Origin of the sequence: Pseudoalteromonas sp. A757 (assembly GCF_004103285.1) — a bacterium.
Lineage (GTDB): Bacteria > Pseudomonadota > Gammaproteobacteria > Enterobacterales > Alteromonadaceae > Pseudoalteromonas > Pseudoalteromonas galatheae.
Genome location: NZ_QNQN01000073.1, coordinates 452,222 through 472,705 on the forward strand (window position 1 = coordinate 452,222; position 20,484 = coordinate 472,705).

Annotated in this window: 17 protein-coding genes; 7 read left to right on the forward strand and 10 right to left on the reverse strand. The window is 42.8% G+C overall.

Features of this window, described 5'->3' with window-relative positions:
* Window positions 1-36 precede the first annotated feature (36 nt).
* From DRB05_RS19330 to ilvY, 6 genes are all read right to left on the reverse strand, one after another.
* Entirely contained in the window at window positions 37-1,023 is a 987-nt protein-coding gene (locus DRB05_RS19330) for a sterol desaturase family protein (protein ID WP_128728368.1), read from the reverse strand.
* Window positions 1,024-1,139: 116 nt separating this feature from the next.
* Window positions 1,140-3,347, reverse strand: coding sequence for a TonB-dependent receptor (locus DRB05_RS19335; RefSeq protein WP_128728369.1), 2,208 nt, complete (start codon window positions 3,345-3,347; stop codon window positions 1,140-1,142).
* The gene (locus DRB05_RS19340) at window positions 3,340-4,608 is read right to left on the reverse strand and encodes an imelysin family protein (protein WP_128728370.1); all 1,269 of its coding nucleotides are present in this window, start codon (window positions 4,606-4,608) and stop codon (window positions 3,340-3,342) included. The genes DRB05_RS19335 and DRB05_RS19340 overlap by 8 nt, the downstream gene beginning before the upstream one ends.
* An 82-nt stretch (window positions 4,609-4,690) precedes the next feature.
* A complete protein-coding gene (locus DRB05_RS19345) occupies window positions 4,691-6,520 on the reverse strand; it encodes an Ig-like domain-containing protein (protein WP_128728371.1) in 1,830 nt (609 codons plus the stop codon).
* Window positions 6,521-6,829: 309 nt separating this feature from the next.
* Complete coding sequence (locus DRB05_RS19350) at window positions 6,830-7,525, reverse strand: response regulator transcription factor (protein ID WP_010373828.1); 696 nt, start codon at window positions 7,523-7,525, stop codon at window positions 6,830-6,832.
* 62 nt (window positions 7,526-7,587) lie between these two features.
* On the reverse strand, window positions 7,588-8,481 hold the full coding sequence (gene ilvY, locus DRB05_RS19355) for an HTH-type transcriptional activator IlvY (RefSeq protein WP_128728372.1): 894 nt from the start codon (window positions 8,479-8,481) through the stop codon (window positions 7,588-7,590).
* 105 nt (window positions 8,482-8,586) lie between these two features.
* On the opposite strand from ilvY, the gene ilvC reads away from it, so the two are divergent.
* The 4 genes from ilvC (at window position 8,587) to DRB05_RS19375 (ending at window position 14,572) form a co-directional block, all read left to right on the forward strand.
* Window positions 8,587-10,059 carry a ketol-acid reductoisomerase gene (ilvC, locus tag DRB05_RS19360; protein ID WP_128728373.1) on the forward strand — a complete coding sequence of 491 codons (1,473 nt, stop codon included), beginning with the start codon at window positions 8,587-8,589 and terminating at the stop codon, window positions 10,057-10,059.
* A 269-nt stretch (window positions 10,060-10,328) separates the two neighbouring features.
* Complete coding sequence (locus DRB05_RS19365) at window positions 10,329-12,230, forward strand: methyl-accepting chemotaxis protein (RefSeq protein WP_128728374.1); 1,902 nt, start codon at window positions 10,329-10,331, stop codon at window positions 12,228-12,230.
* Window positions 12,231-12,428: 198 nt separating this feature from the next.
* Entirely contained in the window at window positions 12,429-13,628 is a 1,200-nt protein-coding gene (locus DRB05_RS19370; RefSeq protein ID WP_128728375.1) for a tetratricopeptide repeat protein, read from the forward strand.
* A gap of 8 nt (window positions 13,629-13,636) precedes the next feature.
* Window positions 13,637-14,572 carry a M20/M25/M40 family metallo-hydrolase gene (locus DRB05_RS19375; protein WP_128728376.1) on the forward strand — a complete coding sequence of 312 codons (936 nt, stop codon included), beginning with the start codon at window positions 13,637-13,639 and terminating at the stop codon, window positions 14,570-14,572.
* Here DRB05_RS19375 and DRB05_RS19380 read toward each other — a convergent pair.
* Complete coding sequence (locus DRB05_RS19380; RefSeq protein ID WP_128728409.1) at window positions 14,500-14,832, reverse strand: GIY-YIG nuclease family protein; 333 nt, start codon at window positions 14,830-14,832, stop codon at window positions 14,500-14,502. The genes DRB05_RS19375 and DRB05_RS19380 overlap by 73 nt on opposite strands.
* Before the next feature lie 181 nt (window positions 14,833-15,013).
* Between DRB05_RS19380 and bamE the strand changes: the two genes are divergently transcribed.
* Window positions 15,014-15,373, forward strand: coding sequence for an outer membrane protein assembly factor BamE (gene bamE / locus DRB05_RS19385; protein ID WP_128728377.1), 360 nt, complete (start codon window positions 15,014-15,016; stop codon window positions 15,371-15,373).
* 259 nt (window positions 15,374-15,632) lie between these two features.
* Here bamE and DRB05_RS19390 read toward each other — a convergent pair whose 3' ends face one another.
* A complete protein-coding gene (locus DRB05_RS19390) occupies window positions 15,633-15,968 on the reverse strand; it encodes an RnfH family protein (protein WP_128728410.1) in 336 nt (111 codons plus the stop codon).
* Entirely contained in the window at window positions 15,968-16,402 is a 435-nt protein-coding gene (locus DRB05_RS19395) for a type II toxin-antitoxin system RatA family toxin (RefSeq protein ID WP_128728378.1), read from the reverse strand. Before DRB05_RS19395 ends, DRB05_RS19390 begins: the two co-directional genes overlap by 1 nt.
* A 141-nt stretch (window positions 16,403-16,543) precedes the next feature.
* Between DRB05_RS19395 and smpB the strand changes: the two genes are divergently transcribed.
* Window positions 16,544-17,026: an SsrA-binding protein SmpB gene (smpB, locus tag DRB05_RS19400; protein ID WP_010379116.1), complete on the forward strand. Its 483-nt coding sequence runs from the start codon at window positions 16,544-16,546 to the stop codon at window positions 17,024-17,026.
* Window positions 17,027-17,100: 74 nt separating this feature from the next.
* On the opposite strand, the gene fabB is transcribed toward smpB, so the two are convergent.
* Window positions 17,101-18,315, reverse strand: a complete 1,215-nt coding sequence (fabB, locus tag DRB05_RS19405) for a beta-ketoacyl-ACP synthase I (protein ID WP_128728379.1) — start codon at window positions 18,313-18,315, stop codon at window positions 17,101-17,103.
* A 176-nt stretch (window positions 18,316-18,491) separates the two neighbouring features.
* On the opposite strand from fabB, the gene mnmC reads away from it, so the two are divergent.
* Entirely contained in the window at window positions 18,492-20,477 is a 1,986-nt protein-coding gene (gene mnmC / locus DRB05_RS19410) for a bifunctional tRNA (5-methylaminomethyl-2-thiouridine)(34)-methyltransferase MnmD/FAD-dependent 5-carboxymethylaminomethyl-2-thiouridine(34) oxidoreductase MnmC (RefSeq protein WP_128728380.1), read from the forward strand.
* Window positions 20,478-20,484 lie beyond the last annotated feature (7 nt).

Genomic DNA, 20,484 nt, shown 5'->3' on the forward strand with positions numbered 1-20,484 from the left:
TTGTTTCTCATAAAAACGCTGAGCTGGATAACTTAATCATTCCCCCTGCGGTGATTTAAGTGGTGGGTCATTTTTCTTTTTCGGTAACAACGTTTTCCAAGCTTGCTTGAACGGCTTCAAATAAATAGCGGAGAGTGAATCATGCCCAGCATCATATTGTCCGACTCCAATGGTAATGCTACCCGCACTCGAGGCCTTAATAAGCGAGCCATACATACGGTCCCAAATGGCTAGTGCCGAGCCTAAATTGGTATCAAAATGGATTGGATTATCACTGTGATGCACTTGATGTTGTGCAGGACTAATAAACCAATTTTCTAGCCTATCACCCCAACTCAGCCATATATGTGAATGCCTTAAATTGGCCCCAAAGATATTAAATAAAAAGACAAACGCATTCGCACCAAGAATATCGTACATACTCAAGCTGCTGCCAAATACGTAATACCCTATTCCAACTACAATTCCTTGAGTTAATGCCATACGACAGGCGTACAGGTAGCTTTCAACGGGATGTGAGCGATAAATGGTAAAAGGGGTTAGGACTTTTGCAGAATGGTGCACCTTGTGAAACTCCCAAAAGAATGGGATTTTATGTAGCATCAGGTGCAGCAAGAACCGAGTGAGGTCATCGACTATAAACAAAAATAACGTAAATAGTCCAATCACCACCCATTCTGGCGCTTCAATATGTAACGCTGGACCAAAAAGCGCTTCGAGCCCACCTGATAACCCCAACGCCACCGGTACCATAGTCAACACGATAGGCGTGAACGTCGCCGCCTTTATCAATCGATTTGTGACCAATAAACAGTAATCGAGCTTGGCGCTTTTGCACCACCACACTTGCTTGGGAAACAGAAACTTTAAAAAACCTTTACCAGAGCGCGCTTTTTCTGTGGCGATATAAACAGGAACAGCCATCAAAACGGCACTAAACAAGTATGGCAAATACACTCTTTTATTGGCATCGAACAAGTAGCCTGGGAGTTCAGTAATGCTTTGCCATAATTGCTCTAACATAGTCATTTCCATCAAAAAGAAATAATGAGTTCATATATTTTGGGAATAGCTCCATAGGTCTAGCGACAAACCGCCATGAAGCTGCGGCTCTTATTTAAGAGCGCATAGACAATCAATTAAAACTGGTATTTATAACCTAAACTAAATTGTCTTGGTTTGCCTGGGCGCGCGCCATACGGGCGGCGACTGACAATTTCTGCTTCATCGAACAAGTTATCGATTTTAGCATAGATTTGACCATACTGGCCTAGCTCGTAACTCGCAGACACATCAACGATGGTTGTGCTAGGCACCTTTGCGCCTTCAAGTACAAGCTCAAAGTCTTCAGTGCTTCTGCCAGCAGCTTCGCTCATCTCACTGATGTATTTGATGGCTACGTTAACTTTCCAGTCACTTGCTGCAAGGCCAATATTAAAAGTGGCTTGATGAGATGGTAAATACGGAAGCTCATCACCATTTTTAATATAACCCCATTGTGCAAACGTTGTCGCACGCTCATTCTGGAATTCACCTTTCGTATAGGTGTAGGTGAGACTATAAGGGATATCCAGTTGAAGGTTCAAAGGGTAACGTTGTGCAAACTGCATTTCGAGACCGTAAACATCCACCTCACCGCCACTGAACTGCTGGTCTTGTTGGTCATTAACACCACAGTTAGACTGACCACAGCTTTCGTTCAGATTCTCATAATCGTTGAAAAAGCTCACAATCTCAAACTGAGTCACACCATCATTAAAGCGCCCACCAAATTCGTAGTTAACGCTCTTCTCAAGCTCTATATCCGGATCTTGTTGTGGTGAAGAAGGCACAAAACCTTGGTGCACACCAAATAAAAGACCGGCATCATCAGAAAGCTGATAGAAACCACTTAGGCTAGGTAGCCAAATACGGGTGGTTTTATCAATCCAAACATCGACATCTTTATTATCTTGGTAAGACATGTCCATCAGCTCGCCACGAAGGCCAAGGCCTAGTGTTAAAGCATCCAGTTGTACTTTGTCTTCTAGATATACAGACCAAGCTTTAGTATTTTCAGTATTTAGCGATGTAAACTGCTTTGAGCCTTCTAGCAACACGGGTGAACCAGCTTCCATTGCATACGCTTGCTCAAAATGTTTGCGCTCAATTTCATCTTCATGAAAACGCACGCCAACAGCAATATCATGGGTTAAGTTAAACAGACTAAAGCTCGTATTGGCATCGACTTGAAGACCTTGAGAGAAATACTCGCGATCATTAGTCCCCATATTCAAAAAGATATTTGAACCTGCAACGACCGAGTCCCTTGCCCCTGTGATCACATCGTACTCGTTTGCAAAAGCCTCTGGGTTTGCCATGATTTTTGACAATGATGGTCCATTTTTGCTACCCACACTATTGAGTTTAAGCCAAGCTCGCTCATAGTCATTGCGATAAAGTCTTGTTGTAATGTTAAAGTCTTCACCATCAAGCACATGGGATAACATTACTTGAGTATGCTTAGTGTCCATCTCTGCAGGCTCAGACGCTGCGTATCGACGGTATGGGTTTTCAGCAAAATCTGCATCAGTTAAACCAAGATAGGTTTCATCAGACAACTCATCAGCATAGCTGAGTTTTAGCCCAAAAGTGTGGTTTAATTCACCTTGAGAAAGCTTATAATTGAATTTGGCTAAGATATCGTTCTTTTCAAATCCAGTATCTCCCCCACCATCAAGCTCTTTAAAGCCATCAGCCTGTAAATTAACTGCTTCAAATAAGAAGCCGACATTATTTACCACAGAGCCATAATAACCGTGTGCTTTGGAGTACCCATCACTTCCAGCCGCGACATCAATACCGCCTTCTGTAAATTCTGGCACTTGGCGAGTCACTAAGTTAAGTGCCCCAGCAACGGTTTGCGGACCATGCTTGATAGCCGCAGGCCCTTTAAATACCTCAACCGCAGTCATACGAGTCGGCACTGGAAAGTAATAAGCAGCTGGTGCAGAGTATGGTGAGGGGCCAATCAGCACACCATCTTCCATTATGGTGATTTTTTTGCTTCGCTCAGGTGTTACACCACGAAACCCGATATTTGGTCGCAAGCCATAACCATCTTCTTCACGAATATTAACGCCGGGTACGTTAGAAAGAATACGGTGAATATCATCATACTCGTATTCTGCCAACTGCGCTTCTGACAACAACGTTGCGGAGCCTGCTTCTTTTCGCAACTTATCGTGGTGGCTGATAATAGAGATATGTTCAATATCTTGATTGTCATCCGCAGCTTGCGCTTGAGGCAATGCAAAAATTACCGCAACAGCTAATAAAGATCTCTTCATATTCATGCGCTTAGTCATTGTCACCTGCCGAAGTTTGTGGAAGTTCTAGGGCGAGCTTTTCGATAAAATCAGTCTTTAAGTCGTCCGTCACTTTTTTAACATCTGTATGCGTTTGCGTTACTTGTTCTGTTGAACCCGCGAGCTCAGCTTTAAGGCTCGCATCCATCGCAAGCAATGTGGCTTCAGCATCTGCAAGCCCTGCAAGCATGCGCTCTTTTACATCACTGCCATCCTCTGCGTCTAAAAAGTCATCAAAGCCCAGTGTATTTTCAGCGTCTTGGCCATTACCGGTAAAAATCTTCCTAAACGCTCTTATATTGGCAAGTAAATTCTCTTTTGAATGCTCAGACAAAGGGGACTCAACAGCTTCAGGACAAGCCTCTAAACCACATGCATTAGGAAAACCTAGGCCTAACGGTGTCGCAATTTTGCCGTCTTTCAGCTCTTCGGTCATATAAAACAGTGCTTTTGATATCTCATTTAGCGCTAAATGAGGCGTATCAAACGGCGACCCAGGCTGTCCCGCATTAACAAGCTTAGCTGCATAGCCATTTTCTCCGCCCCACTGGGACAGAAGTAAATTACTCTGAGTTTCAACATCTTTTGCGACTTCCGTCGCGAACTCACAACGAGCAATGACCCGCTCCTGAGCTGGGCGACTATTCCATGGTGCCAAAGCATCATTCACTGACGAACAGTTATGGTCAAGATTAGCATTGAATAGAAGGTGCTCAAGGGCCGTTAAGCCTTTGCGGTTTGCGGTGCGCTCAGAAATATTATAAGGATTGCTAGCATTACGATTAATGACACCATCTTCGAAATACACAACATCCAAATCGATATCACATAAAGAACCGGTAGCAGGCCAAACATAAATGTTATTCTTAAGCTCTTTGCTATTGGCGGTAAGTGGACCCATTTGCATTAATTCAACATACTGCCATCCCACCATAGCTGAGCGCCAACTGTCTTGAGCACTTAGCTTTAACGCTGCGGTATTTTCTGCCACCGCTTTTTCAGCACTACAGTAACTGGCAATTGCAACTTGTTGTGTCTTTGCTAGTTCATTAAACTGCTCGATAGTAGGAGTCAGTACATTATCAACCAAGTTACTTACCAAGGCTGCTTCATCAAATTGCGTTGGTGATGGGTTATCCGTTCCTGAGTTATTATTGTCCTTTACTCCTGGGCCTTGACTACTTGAAGTGCTTTCCCCACAACCCGACAACACCAGAGCCACTGCGATAGCTGCAGTACTTAAACGTTTAGATACTCTCATTTGTATTCTCTATTATCTATATACAACAAAAGGTTAGCTGAATAAACGGCTAACCTTTTAACGTTATAAATGAAAATTTAGATTACCAGTTGGCAACATTCTCAGCATCAAAGCCATATGCATTGGCAATAATCTCGCGCGCTTTCAACAAGTCAGCCTTATAATCTGCTACTTTGTCAGCTGCAAGCTCAGGTTTATCACCCATTAAGTTATGGATTTCAGCGAAGTCGGCTTCTTCTACTGGAGAATGCGGGTTAAACTGGAAGTTTAACGCGAACCCTTTCATCTCAGACCAGTGTTTAGCTACTGTATAAAATTGCTCAGCAGTAAAGTTACCTGATGCGATATCGTCTAAATCACCATCATCGTCAGAGATTGTATCATTGATGTAGTGAACCACTGTCGCTGCAATCGACTTTTCCCATGCAAGCAATGCTTGATCACGCAAAGCTTCTAAGCGCGCTTTGTCTTCGTCTGACCACTGCGCAACGTTAGTGCCAACATTCATGTTGATAAGTTTACGAGCTTCAATAAATGCCAATTGCGCTTGGGCAGTCAAATCCGTTGGATTCACATTGGATTTAGTACCACGATCACGTTTTGCTGCATTTGTTGAGTTACCGAAGTTAAACTCAGACAGTAGATTGATTTTTCCATCTTTATCTAAATCATGATAACCACTTGCGTAAGCTTCACGTCCACCCTTGCCCGCAATCTCATCATCTGAATAATCTAGATAGTCAATTGCAGCACCAAAGTAGCCATAACCTTCATCAAATTTGTGCTCGAGCTCTGTATAACTCTTACCTTCAGCTAGCGCAGAGTTGTCTGCCGATTTAGCTCCGATAAGTAAGTCGTCAAGGTAATCATCAGCTGCTTGAGAAAGTGATACGGCACCATTTAAATGCTTTTGCATCAGTTGGGCCAAATCTAGGCCTTCCGGTGTGACATATAGCTTGTTTAATGTTACTTCTGTACCATTATGTTCAGCTTTAATCGTTGAACCATTTTCAAACTGTTGAAGCTGAGCTTGTAACAAGTCTAAATAGTGCAGTGCTAGACCTTCTGGTGTTTTAGGCTGTGTACCGAAGTCAGTCCAACCAACCATAACGCCATCTTCTTCCCATGCTTTATGCATATAAGACGTGTCACGGCCTGCAATTTTACCGCTTTCACCCGCCACCTTTTTAAATGAGCCTGAAATTTGCCCCAATGTAGTTTGTGAAGCGTTTGCCGCAACAGCAAAATCTAAAGGTTCATCTAATACAAGTGCTTCTGTAGGCATCAAGAATGATTTTATTTCTGTGATTGCTGCTTCAGCCGTTTTTTGACCAGGTGCATTACCTACAGTCTCATTGCTAAGCTTACCCATTAAACTCTTGATATGAACCATAGCCGCGTGGCGCGCGATTTGGCCAGAGTAAGAAACTGAAGACTCACCTTGAGCATTATTAAAGGCATAACGGTTTACACCCGCTTTGTTTTCTTCAGCAATTTGCTGAACAGCGATTTCGGCTTCAACTTCGGTTTTTTCGCCTTTGCTGTCTGTTGCCGTGATAGTTACCGATACTTTACCAGCGTCAACCTGTTCGAAGTTTAGTGCATTCGCAGCTTTGAGCTTGACGGCACCGTCGACAATTTCAAAACGATTGTCAGAGATGCTTAGTGTCAGTGCACTTACTTCATCGTTATCATCTGCGAAAGTAATGTTTGCAACCGCTGCACCAAGTGTATCTTCAGATACTGATGCACTGTCTACATTGATCGTAGGTGCAGCATTAGTTTCCGCTGGAGGTGGTGTTGTGTTGTTATCATCGTTATCGTTTGAATTGCTGCTCGAGCCACCACATGCAGTGAGGCCTAAAGTTGCAGCGAGAATAGCAGTCGTTAACAGAGACTTTTTAAGTGCCATTGAATTGTTCCTTTGAGACTAATTATGTTTATATTTTCATAACTAGGTGTAAAGTATACACGCACCTAAATAGCAATCAATATTATTTGCATTGTAAAAATAACAATTTTTTCAAGTTTATTGCTTGGCATTTTACCACCAAGAGGCAATGGAAAAATTGAGGGAGTAAAAATAATATAGAAAAAACAAAGGCATAAACCCATAACAATGAATTTATGCCGCTATTACGCATAGCTTTTCATCAAATTTAATCGAATTAAGTATTCGAAAAACCCGAAGTATTTTTGCGTTAAATCAAATTGTTACTTTTTAGTTCCAAACGTCAGTAACAAATAAGTAACCCTGACGCCAAATTGTCTTGATCTTCTCAGGACGACTGGGATTATCATGTAGTTTTTTACGTAAGCGAGAAATACGGACATCTATCGTTCGTGTGTCTGGGCGATAGTACTTACCTAGGATTTGTTCATAAACAAAGTCGCGTTTCACCACTTTGCCACCATTGCTTGCGAGCAACCATAAAAGTTCAAATTCATGTGTAGTAAGATCAATACGCTCCTGACCATAACTCACGCGTCTGGTGTTTTTATCGATATGTAATTGTCCGAAAGTGAGCTGCTCCGGCTCATCGTCGAACTGCGAGTTCGCAGCTTGCCTTCTTAATACGGCGTCAAGTCGAGCACGCCACAGCCGTGGCTTTGCATCTTTTGAAATAACTTCATCAGCACCAAGCTCTAGAAACAGGCTATGAACATCTTCATCATCGCTGTCAAGACTGACAATCACCGGCGCTTTAAACCTTTGTCTAAACTGGCTAATTGAATCACAGGTTGGTACCGAAGCGATAGCTTGATCAAGCACGATACCGTTAATAGATTTCCCTGAAAAACCATTCAATTGGCCTAATTCCCTCAACAACTCAACAGTATAACCTTGCTCTTCAAGCATTTTTTGTTGTGATGTCAATATATTGTTATTGCTTTGTGCAACCAAGATAGTGGACACGGACGCACCTCTTCATTCAACGTGGATGAACACAGTGTAGTCACGCAACCTGAATGGATGCTTTACAGCACAAATAATCCTTTTGCCGTATCCCAAAGTGCTTTAACAACTGGGTCATATAACCGTTTATTCTTAGTTACAAGTCCAATTTCAATCTCATCAGATCTAAGCTGCAAAAGCTGAACTTGATTCTTAAATGGGCTTTGACTAATTACTATCTCGGGGACACACGCGATACCAAAACCCAAACTTGCGAGTGCAACCATAGCTTCATGACCCGAAACATGCGCATAAACCTTGGGTATAAAATTGTGTTTTTTGCAAAAGCTATCAATACGATCTTTTAACACACCTTGCTCTGGCATAATAAAAGACAAGCGCTGCCATGGCAGATCACTGTGACTGTATTCGTCAATAATAGATTTAAGCGGACAATCCATCGTCGGGCCAATGAACACCAACCTAGAACGGCCGATAGGTAAATACTCGATACCGTTTGGCAGATGTTTTGGCTTCACCGCTACTGCCACATCTTCCTTACTACTGGCAACTTCTGCTATCGAATGCGCGGGGTCGCCGGTAATAAGATTCAACTCTACTTGCGGGTATAGATGGCGAAATTTGGAAAAAAGATCATAAATAAAGCTGTAAGTCGCGGTCACTGAACAAAATAAGCTCAGCTCACCGGTCAAAGGCTTATCATCGTCAACACATTCGCTCTTAAACTGCCGCCAGCTTGCCAACGTCGCTTGCGCGTAATGAACAAACGCTTTACCTTGCTGAGTCAGCTCTACGGTGCGATTGTCTCGTAGAAACAAAGGCGCCCCGACCTCCTCTTCTAGCTGCTTGATTTGACGACTTAAAGTTGGAGGGCTTACAAAACAGCGTTCACTCGCCCGGGAAAAATGCAGCGTATCTGCAAGTGCCAAAAAATATTTTAGTTGTTTGTGATTCATAGTATTTCACTTTTTGAAATACTATAGTTCAAATATATCATTTTACGCAATCAAAAGTTCGCCCTACTCTGACTTCAATCTATTTCTACAGAATCAGGAAATATCATGTCGAATTACTTTAATACTTTATCTTTACGCGAGCAATTAGCTCAGCTTTCTCAATGTGAATTCATGGATCCAAGAGAATTCGAACAAGGTGTCGACGTTCTGATTGGTAAAAAACTGGTCATCGTTGGTTGTGGTGCCCAAGGCTTAAACCAAGGTCTAAACTTAAGAGATTCTGGTTTGAATGTTAGTTACGCACTACGTCCCTCAGCAATCGAAGAAAAACGTCAATCGTTTCTTAATGCATCTGAAAACGGCTTTATCGTTGGCACCTATGAAGAGCTCATTCCTGAAGCAGATTTGGTACTAAACTTAACGCCTGACAAACAACATACACCTGTTGTAAATGCGGTTATGCCGTTAATGAAAAAAGGCGCAACACTTGCTTACTCTCACGGCTTCAACATCGTAGAAGAAGGGATGCAAGTGCGTGAAGATATCACCGTAATCATGGTTGCACCAAAATGTCCGGGCACGGAAGTACGTGAAGAATACAAACGCGGCTTTGGTGTACCTACGCTGATTGCTGTTCACCCTGAAAACGACCCTGAGGGTAAAGGTCTCGCGCAAGCTAAAGCATATGCGGCAGGAACTGGTGGCCATCGTGCTGGCGTATTGCAATCATCATTTATTGCTGAGGTAAAATCAGATCTAATGGGTGAGCAAACCATCCTATGTGGTATGTTGCAAACTGGCTCGCTACTATGCTTTGACAAAATGGTTGAAGAAGGCATTGAACCAGGATATGCATCAAAGCTCGTTCAATATGGCTGGGAAATCATCACTGAAGCACTAAAACACGGTGGTATCACCAATATGATGGACAGACTGTCGAATCCCGCCAAGTTACTTGCATTTGAACTGAGCGAGCAACTAAAAGACATTATGCGCCCGCTATACAACAAGCATATGGACGACATCATCAGTGGTGAATTTTCAGAAGGTATGATGGCGGATTGGGCTGAAAACGACAATAAATTGCTTACATGGCGCGCAGAAACCGCACAAACCGCGTTTGAAAAGCAAGCGAATACTGATGCTGAAATTTCAGAGCAGACTTTCTTCGACCAAGGTATTTTAATGGTTGCTATGGTTAAAGCCGGTGTAGAGTTAGCTTTCGAAACCATGACAGCGGCTGGCATTATTGATGAATCAGCGTACTACGAATCACTACACGAAACGCCGCTAATCGCGAACACCATTGCGCGCAAAAAGCTTTTCGAAATGAATCGTACGATTTCAGACACCGCAGAATATGGTTGCTACCTGTATAATCACGCATGCCTACCATTATTGAAGCCATTTATGGAATCCATAACAAAACGTGAGATTGGTGAAGGTTTGTTAGACAGTGACAATTATGCTGACAACCAGAAGCTCATCGCTGTAAACCGTGCGATCCGTAACCATCCGGTAGAAAAAATAGGTGAAGTCCTTCGCGGTTACATGTCAGATATGAAAAAGATTGTTTAGTAAGTAGAAATAAATTTGCGTCAATAATATTGCAAACTAGTTCGCTTGTTAGTAACCAAGGCCACTTTCCACCCTGAGATCGTGGCCTTTTATCTCTGTTTCTCAACATAACCACCCATTTAACTCAAATACAGTTAACACTAAATACTGAGATTAACTTTATTTTATAAAACAAAATTATTTTTTGTGACTTGGATTGTTACTTGTTCCGAGCTGGTTATTTACTATGCTAGAATAATCGGTTCCACGGGATTACACACACAGATCGAATGCAAAACACAGGTTTAACAATTACTCAAAGAATTACCCTCTTGGGTAGTCTCATTGCGATTGCTGTCGCTTGTTTAATCGGGTTTACCTCGCTTTACAGCGCCAAAACGCTGATTAATGAACGCATGATGCAATCTGAATTGCCAAGCAAGATAGAAAGTATCAATAAATCATTAAGCAAGCAGATAGATACGTTGAAAAATGCAGCCGAGCAGCTTTCAAGCAATTTATTAATCACCCAAAGTGCCAAACAAAATACTTTGGACGAAAAACTTCTTGTCAACGAACTCAAGCGTATTGCGGCGCAGTATGACTTAGTTACGGCTTCTTGGGCTAACCGCGAAACCAATCAATACTGGAATCAAAACGGCTTTCTGCGAGTACTAGATAGAGAGCAAGATGGTTGGTTTTTCGGCTTTACCGCTAGTGGCTCGCCGTACTCTATTAGTATCTATCAAGAAGCGCCGGGCGATGTAAAAATGTTTGTAAACCATCAACAGCTAAACGGTGTTGGTTTAGCTGGACTTGCGAAAAGTATTGATGATATGCAGGCGATGCTTGCTAATATGAAAATCGAGCAAAGTGGCTTTGTTTTCGTCATCAACAGGCAAGGCACGGTACAATTGCACCCAGATGCAAGCAAAGTCGCAAAGTCCTCAATCGAAGACTTTTACGGCCAGCATAGTCGCGATTTTAGCTCAACACGTGGGTTTATCGTTAAAGAGTTGGAAGTGAACGGCGAAACTAATTTAGTTGCAGCGAGCCCAATTCCAAACACAGACTTGCTTGTTATTGCCCAAGTACCAACCAGTGAAATCAATAGTGGGATCACTTCCCTGCAATGGCAAATCATTGGTTTTTCGCTATTGATTGCGCTAGTGGCAAGCTTTTTTAGTATGCTACTGGCTAAGAACTTAAGCGCGCCACTTAAAAAGATGGCAGATTTATTTGAGCAGCTTGGCAGCGGCGACGCAAAACTCAATTACCGTTTGCCAGACTCAGCACAACCTGAACTTCATGCTTTAGCTGGCGGCTTTAACCAGTTTATGACTAAGATCGAAGAAGCTATCCACATGGTTGCAGAAGAGAGCCGCTCAATTCGTGTGACGAGCGAAGCCGTGTTTAAACAGAGCCAGCAAAACTCTCAGTCTCTGGACGAACAAAAGTCTCAAACTATGTCTGTTGCCGCGGCGATCAATGAAATGGGGGCGACAGTACAAGAGATAGCGAGCAGCGCGACCAACACGGCAAAACTGACAGAAGAAAGTAAAGCGTCAACCAAACGCAGCCGCCAAGGTGTACAAGAAAGCCAAGAAACACTTCACTTACTTGCTGGTGACATCGAAAATATGGCGGGTCAAGTCGCTACGTTGGCCGAAAAAACACAGTCCATCGCCAACATCGTTGATGTGATCAGAGGCATTTCTGAGCAAACCAACTTACTTGCACTTAATGCCGCAATTGAATCTGCACGTGCGGGCGAGCATGGTCGCGGGTTTGCCGTCGTTGCAGATGAAGTTAGAGCACTTGCAAGCCGTACATCACAATCTACCGACGAGATCCAAGCAACGATATCTGAATTAACTCAGGTGTCTGATGCTGTCGTAAACCAAATCCAACAATCTAGTGAACAAGCAGAGCAAAGTGTTCAAACGATGCAATCGTCAGTGGAGTTAATGTTGGAAATTTCAGAAACCGCAAATCAAATAAATGATATGACTGCGCTTATCGCAACGGCGACCGAAGAACAAAGTAATGTCGTCGCGGACGTTGGCCGTAATATCGAACAGATCAGTGAAATAAGCGATGCGGTGATGAACGAGCAACTTGACACAGAACAAGCAATTCAGCGTCTTGCAGCATCCGCCAAAACGCTTGATGATCTCGTCGCGAGCTTTTAAACCCTATTTTCAAACCTAAAGTAAGCCTACACGCTTTGTCTGTAGGCTTAGCCTCTCAAATTTCCTCTTTGTTACATGGTGTAACAATCACACCGCGCAAATTTTGCAATTATAGTCTAAATTCAATAATAGCAAGGGCTATAGGTAAGCAATTACACAATAATTAAAAATCAGCCTCACGCCCAATCTGGAGGTAGTATGAAGATAGTAATTCAGTTCTCTATTATTGTGCTTAGTGTTTTGCTTAGTGCCTGTAATAGCACTCCCAAAGCGACAATAGACACATCCATTCTCCAATCGGAGCATCAATTTAATATTCAGCCCGTAGAGTCATACTCAGAGGTTTTTCAGCTAAATAATCAAATAAAAGCGAAACTCGCTCACTATTTTCATAACGATGAAATTGGGATTAAGCGCGCTAAAATGTTGATGGAGTTTTTAGTAAGTAGTGGCGATGATTCTCTTTCTTATCTATCAGGTGCAAATCTGACTGCAAACCAAACTTTTAGAGACATGAATGCCAACTGCTTATCCCTGTCCATATTGACCCATGCAATCGCGAAACAACTTGGCTTACGTACCCAATTTCAACGAGTCCATATACCTGAATATTGGGATGAGAGCCAAGGTTATAGTTTGCTCACAGGTCACGTAAACATCAAAATCTTCGAAGTAGACAACACAAAAAATGCGATAAAAACACTCTATGTGAAACCTACTTCAGTCACTGTCGACTTCGATCCCAATAGCAGAGCACAACAATTTAGTACATCAGCGATAGATACAAACACCATCTTATCTATGTTTTATAACAACAAAGGTGCTATGGGAATGATTAACGGCAACCTTGACTTGGCTTACAGCTATTATAAAGCAGCTATTGAAAGTGATCCCTACCACGACGGTGCCTGGGGAAACCTTGGGATCCTATATCGCATCACTGAACAATATGAGCTCGCCGAACGAGCCTACAATCAAGCACTCGCCATTAATCACGACAACCGAAATGCCCTTGGTAACCTTGCAAAACTTTACTATCTCACTGAACGTGACCGTGAGGCAGAAATGATTGAAGCCAATATTCACAACTTAAGGAAGAACAACCCCTATTACATGCTAGTGTTGGGTAACGAAGCGCTTAAAAGTGGAAACCTAGCTCGTGCCAAGCACTTTTATCAAAAAGCTTATCAACTTGATCGCAACATTCATGGTAGCTACTTTGGATTAGCAAAGGTCGCTTATGAACAAGGCGATAGAGAAAAAGCAGAGTATTACCTCAACAAGGCATACAAAATATCTGTCTTTGAACACGATAAAGCGCGCTACGAAGGTAAACTTGCCTTATTGAAAAGTGTTGCAAGCAACCAGTTAAGTTCCATAGCCAACGATGAGAGATAACAATAAGAATGAAGAATCTCTATTTCAAACTATTCGGCATGATGCTGACCGCAATATGTACCACGAATGCAGTGGCGCAGGCGCAACATTCAAGTATTGCTCATGTTGATAATATATTGGTGCAAGATTTACAAACACTTACGAGCATCAATCACCAAGGGCGTAAGAGTGGTGCTCAGTCACCTAATATCAGTGCTCAGTATATTTTTGATGCTTTTGAGCGTTTAGGTGGAAATCCAAGCTATCAGCATTTTACCTTTAGAGCTGGTATTTTTAGTAAAGATATCGGTCATAACGTCACTGCGACTTTGCCTTGTACTCAAGCTCGTTGTGACAAGGCCATTGTTATCAGTGCGCATTACGACCATTTAGGAACCACAGGGCAGAAACATTACCCAGGTGCCAATGATAATGCATCTGGCGTTGCTGCGATGTTGCACATGGCTAGGCAACTCAGTAAAACAAATCGCGCTCGTGATATATTGTTTGTCGCAACCGATGCTGAAGAGCGCGGCTTGCATGGTGCAAAATACTATGCCAAACACCTTAATCAGGAAGTTGAACTCAATATCAATTTAGATATGTTAGGGATAAATAACAACAACCGTTTATTTGCGTTGTTTTCACCGGGTTTTAAGGAGTATAAAGCAGAGCTCCAGAACAAGGTCCAATCTCAAATCAAATTGACTGTAGTATCATCACAACGACAAATTGAGCGCTATACAAATAATCCAAGAATTGATTGGCATAAAGCGAGCGACCACTACGCCTTTTATCGCCAAGGGATCCCTTATATTTATTTCGGTATGGGTGAAGACAAACATCATCACACGACGAGAGATACACTAGAGAATATGGATTTAAATAAGTATCAAGCAGGGGTAAATCTCATCAGTGACTTTATTTTGTCGTTAACTCGCTCACCACTTGACTCTACGAGCTGAATTTTTTGTGCTTTTGTCAGCTGCTTTATATGCCACTCGAGTTTTGCAGCTTGAGATTTAGAACCGACTGGATATTGGTATTTTAATGTCAAAGGCCCTTTCCCCTTTAAATTCTTTGCCCCTTTCCCTGCCTGATGCTGCTGTAAACGCCGCTCTACATTAGTTGTTATTCCTGTATACCAATGACCAAAGCGCGTTTCTAGGATATATAAGCTCCAAGTAACTTGGTGCTCGGATTTATTGGGCTCGCTAAGTAATATTTTTCCTAGCACTACTTGGTTCTCCTCAAGATCTTATCAACGATTTATGTTGCACTTGATGACTATTGCAACTTATGTACGAACTTTTTACACTTAGTGCAGTCCAATTCCGCTAAGAGACTTTACCTTCTCTGTGCAATCGGTATCATGCAAACAACTGATAATAAGGATACACAATTTCATGCTGTCTAATAAAACCCTTTCTGTTTGGCTCAGTGCTGTAGTTATGACGGTGTTTATGTCTGGCTGTTCAAGCTGGATTTATCGCATCAACGTGCCACAAGGTAATTTCTTAGAGCAGTCAGATGTAGATAAGCTTCGCGTCCAAATGACCAGAGAGCAAGTGCTATATGTACTAGGTACACCGCTTGCAAAAGACACTTTTAACAACAATGTCTGGCATTACCAGTACGTATTTAATATTGATAGAGAGTCAGAGGTTCGCAAATCATTTAGCGTTTATTTCGAGAACGACAAACTAGTTCGCGTGAGCGGCGACTTCGAAGAACCTGAAGAATTTAACACCCCTTTAGACTCATAGAGGCCAAAGGGCACACATTATTTCGTAGTCAAAGGGGAAAGGTATTTCCCCTTTTTTAATTAGCCTGAGGTTTGGATAAGGAATGGGCTAAATCATTGTTTTTAATACCACATTAAATTATACCCTTATCTAGCCAGAGAGTTTTAGGGATAACAAGGCGAATTTACGCACCAATAGTTGGCTATTGGAAGTGAATTCAACGCAGTTAGCGCAAAAACTGGCTGCTAGAAAGGCATTAACTATCCGAAGTTCAGGTTAATTATTCCTTGCCTCCTAAAGAGACAGGTCGCCCACCGGTAACTTTGCTTGCACGACCTTCTTCCTTTGCTTTTTCCGCACGGCGTCTGCGCGCCTCTTTCGGATCAGCAATTAGTGGACGATAGATTTCGATTCTATCACCATCACTCACTACTTGATGTAATTTTACTGTGCGATTCCAAATCCCAAGCGTCAAATCATTCGCATCGATTTCAGGGCATCTTTCTAATATCCCTGATTGCAATACCGCTTGCTCAGCTGACGTTCCCTCAGGCACATCAACCGACAAGGACGTCGCGCTATCAGGCAATGCAAATACCACTTCAACCTTTATCATCATCTCACTCCGTAAACAACTTTGGCTCGCTGGGTAAACGCAGACACCATATTCTTGGCCACTTCATTGAATAGCTTACCAAACGCCATCTCAATTAATCTGCTCGCGAATTCAAATTCTAATTTTAAACTCACCTTACAAGCCTGTTCATCAAGCGCGGTAAATTCCCAATAACCATTTAAAGACTTAAATGGTCCATCTACTAGACACATTTTTACTCGATTACCGTCAAATTCATTTTTTGTGGTAAACCACTTTTTTAGGCCGGCTTTCGAAATTTCTAGACTCGCGGTCATCCCTTCATCATCACTGCTGAGCACTTTTGCATCCGAGCAATGTGGTAGAAATGCGGGATAAGCGTCAACATCATTGACCAATTCAAACATTTCCTTGGTGCTATACATCACCAAAGCACTTTTTTCTATCTGTGGCATAGACACTCCAAATCTTAATACGAGGATTTTACCAAGGTTTTGCAGATTTATCTTGTTTGCAGCCACTGACTAAGTAAAAATACGTCATATTAATGAAAAAGCGCTGTCTTAAAACAGGATTTATAGGTAGACTAAGCCATTATGGCAAAGAAAAATTCAAGTAAATCAAATAGCAATACCATAGCGCTAAATAAAAAAGCGCGTCATGAGTATTCACTACATGAAAAGTTCGAAGCAGGTATCGAGTTACAAGGCTGGGAAGTAAAAAGTATCCGCGCCGGTAAAGTCAATATCTCAGATACTTACATCCATATCAAAAACGGCGAAGCCTATTTATTGGCCAGTCAAATTCAGCCACTAAATAGTGCGTCAACACATGTGATATGCGATCCGCTTCGTTATCGTAAACTGCTACTAAATAAACGTGAAATCTCACGTCTTATCGGTGCAACCGAACGTGATGGTTATTCTCTGATTGCCACAGCAATGTACTGGAAAAAGTGCTGGGTAAAACTCGAGTTCTATCTTGCGAAGGGTAAAAAGCAACACGATAAACGTGCTGATATTAAAGACCGTGATTGGTCTCGTGATAAAGAGCGTTTAATGAAGCACAATGTACGTTAATATACAAACAGAACGAAAAAAAGCAGGCTTAGCCTGCTTTTTTGTGTTTGATATGAAGGTTAAGCGTAAAGCGCTTAACCTTTGTACTTTTGCATCACAAGCGTTGCGTTAGTACCACCAAAGCCAAAGCTGTTGGACATCACGGTATTAAGCAGTCCATCACGACGCTCCGTTACAATGTCTAAACCTTGCGCTTGTTCGTCCAGTTCATCAATATTAATTGATGGTGCGATAAAGTCATTATCTAGCATCAGCAAAGAGTAAATCGCTTCATGCACGCCAGCCGCACCGAGTGCGTGGCCAGTCATTGCTTTAGTTGCACTAATAGCTGGGGAATTATCACCAAACAATTCTTGAATGGCACCTAACTCTTTCACGTCACCAACTGGTGTTGAAGTACCGTGCGTATTTAGGTAGTCAATTGGTGCATCAAGGCCTTGCATCGCTTGCTTCATACAACGTACAGCGCCTTCTCCTGATGGTGCTACCATGTCGTAACCATCTGATGTAGCACCATAGCCAACGATTTCAGCATAAATGTGCGCGCCGCGAGCAAGTGCGTGTTCTAGCTCTTCAACTACCACAATACCGCCACCGCCAGAGATGACGAAACCATCACGATTCGCATCATACGTACGTGATGCGCGCTCAGGCGTTTCATTGTACTTGGTTGACAACGCCCCCATGGCATCGAATTCCATCGCCAATGTCCAGTGAAGCTCTTCACCACCACCAGCAAAAATAACATCTTGCTTGCCTAGTTGAATTTGTTCAACTGCATTGCCAATACAGTGTGCTGATGTTGCACATGCAGAGCTGATTGAATAGTTTACACCTTTAATTTTAAACGGTGTTGCCAAACACGCAGAAGTCGTGCTTGCCATGGTACGCGGAACCATATAAGGCCCTACACGTTTAACGCCTTTTTCGCGCAGAATATCAGCGGCTTCAACTTGGTACTTAGACGAACCACCACCAGAACCTACTATAAGGCCTGTGCGTTCGTTTGATACTTGCTCTTCTGATAGCCCTGAATCTTCAATTGCTTGCGCCATCGAGATATAAGAAAACGCTGCCGCGTCCCCCATAAAGCGATGTGCCTTACGGTCAACGAGAGATTTTACGTCGATATCTATTTTACCAGACACTTGGCTACGTAGGTTGTAGTCTGCAAATTCTTGGTTAAAAGCAATACCGCTCTTACCTGCTTTTAATGACTCTAAAACTTCTTGCTTGTTGTTGCCGATGCTCGAAACAACACCGATCCCCGTAATAACGGCTCTTCTCATGGGTTTATTCCCTTCGATATTACAAATTATGCGTAGTATACGCTGAATTTTAGCGCCAAGTGGTCAGCTTTCCAGCGTACACATGTACTCTGAACCTAAATAACTAAAAATGCAACCAGACTATTGAGTCGAAAGACAGTAAAATAGTTCCCAAATAGTCGAACATAGAGTCTTTCATGATAAAAAACGCTCAAATACACTTCAACGACGCTGGTACCCCTGTTGCCGATAGTTTTGACGATGTCTATTTTTCCAACGACGATGGATTAGCTGAGTCACATTACGTCTTTTATACTCAGAACCATATCGACGAGCGGTTACAAAATCATGGCAAAGACCGATTTGTCATCGCAGAAACTGGTTTTGGTACTGGATTAAACTTTCTCAACGCTTGGTATCACTTCAACCAGCGTAGCAAAGACGTATGTGTTAACCAACTCCACTTTGTCTCATTTGAGAAATACCCAATCCATATTGATGATTTAGTTAAAGCGCTTCATGCCTGGCCTACGCTTGCCCCGCTCGCCGAAAAGCTTTGCCAACAGTACCCGATAGCACTTGAAGGGTGCCATCGCCTAGAGTTTGACGATGGTCAAGTGACCTTAGATTTATGGTTTGGCGATATTCACGATAATTTACCACAACTAAGTTTTGAACAAGCTGGATTTGTAGATGCGTGGTTTTTAGATGGCTTTGCGCCGAGTAAAAACCCAGATATGTGGCAACAAAGCCTATTTGATGCCATGGCCAATATGAGCCGAGATAACGCTACTTTAGCAACATTCACCGCCGCGGGTTTTGTCCGCAGGGGACTACAAGACGCCGGGTTTGATTGCAAAAAAGTCAAAGGGTTTGGTCGCAAACGCGAAATGGTGATTGGAACGCTGAATCGTGCTAATAAAAATTACAATACTCCAGCGTATTACAGCACCACACCGCGTAAGCTAGAGAGCATCGCTATTATTGGCGGCGGTATTGCCTCAAGTTGTTTGTTGTACCACCTTAGTAAACGTAATCTTGGCGCAACACTTTTTTGCCAAGACGACGCGTTAGCCAAAGGCGCTTCTCACAATCGTCAAGGCGCGCTATATCCAAACCTGCAAGCAGATCACACGCCCTCGAGCGAGCTATACGCCCACAGCTTTTTATATGCAAAACGTCTTTATCAGCATATTGCAAGTACAGGCTACCACTTTGCGCACGATTGGTGTGGCGTACTCTTGCAGTCCGTTAATGAGGCCAAACGAGCGCAGCATCAAAACTTAGCTGAAAAAGCAACTTGGCCGCATGACTTAATTCATGCCGTTGATGCCAAACAAGCTTCAGTTATAGCAAATACCACGCTGCCTTACGGTGGACTTTATATTCCTGAGGCTGGCTGGCTAAACCCTGCAGAGGTAACGCAAGCTGTGTTTGATGCAGCTCACGCATTAAAAGCAGTTTCGACTTATTTTAATACTGACATACAAAAGCTCGAAAAAACCGAGAGCGGCTGGTTATTACACGGTGAAGATAATACGTTTGGGCCGTTTTCAGATGTCTTTGTCTGTGGCGGTGAGCATTCTGACCGATTCGAGCAAACCAAACATATTCCTCTACACGGCGTTCGCGGTCAGGTCTCTCATGTTGATGCTGGAGAAGAATCACAAAAACTCAATACCGTACTTTGCCATAAGGGGTACTTTACTCCCGCAATGAATGGACAACATTGTATGGGCGCGACGTTTGAAAAAAATAGCAAAAGCCGAGAGGTAAAAGCCGAAGACAATGCGGTTAACCGTGCCCAGCTTGAACGCTTTTATAAAGATACGGATTTAGCCGCGAGTCTTGGCGAGATCACCTCAGCAAAAGCCGCAGTACGTTGCTGCTTTAACGATCATTTGCCTATGCTTGGTCAAGTCCAGCATAACGATGAGTTTTGCTCGGCGTTTGCCAATTTAAGAAAGGGAAAACACTACGGTTTTGGGAAGCCAGCACTACCCTATCAAGGAATTCATATTGTTACCGGCTTTGGCGCACGAGGACTGTGCAGCGCTCCACTTGCTACTGAGCACTTAGTTGCAACTCTACTTGGCGAAGCAAGACCTTTAAGCGAGCGTGTACATCAGGCAATCCACCCAGCCAGATTGCTCGTCAGAGATTTAATTAGAAGTAAAATATAATAATGGC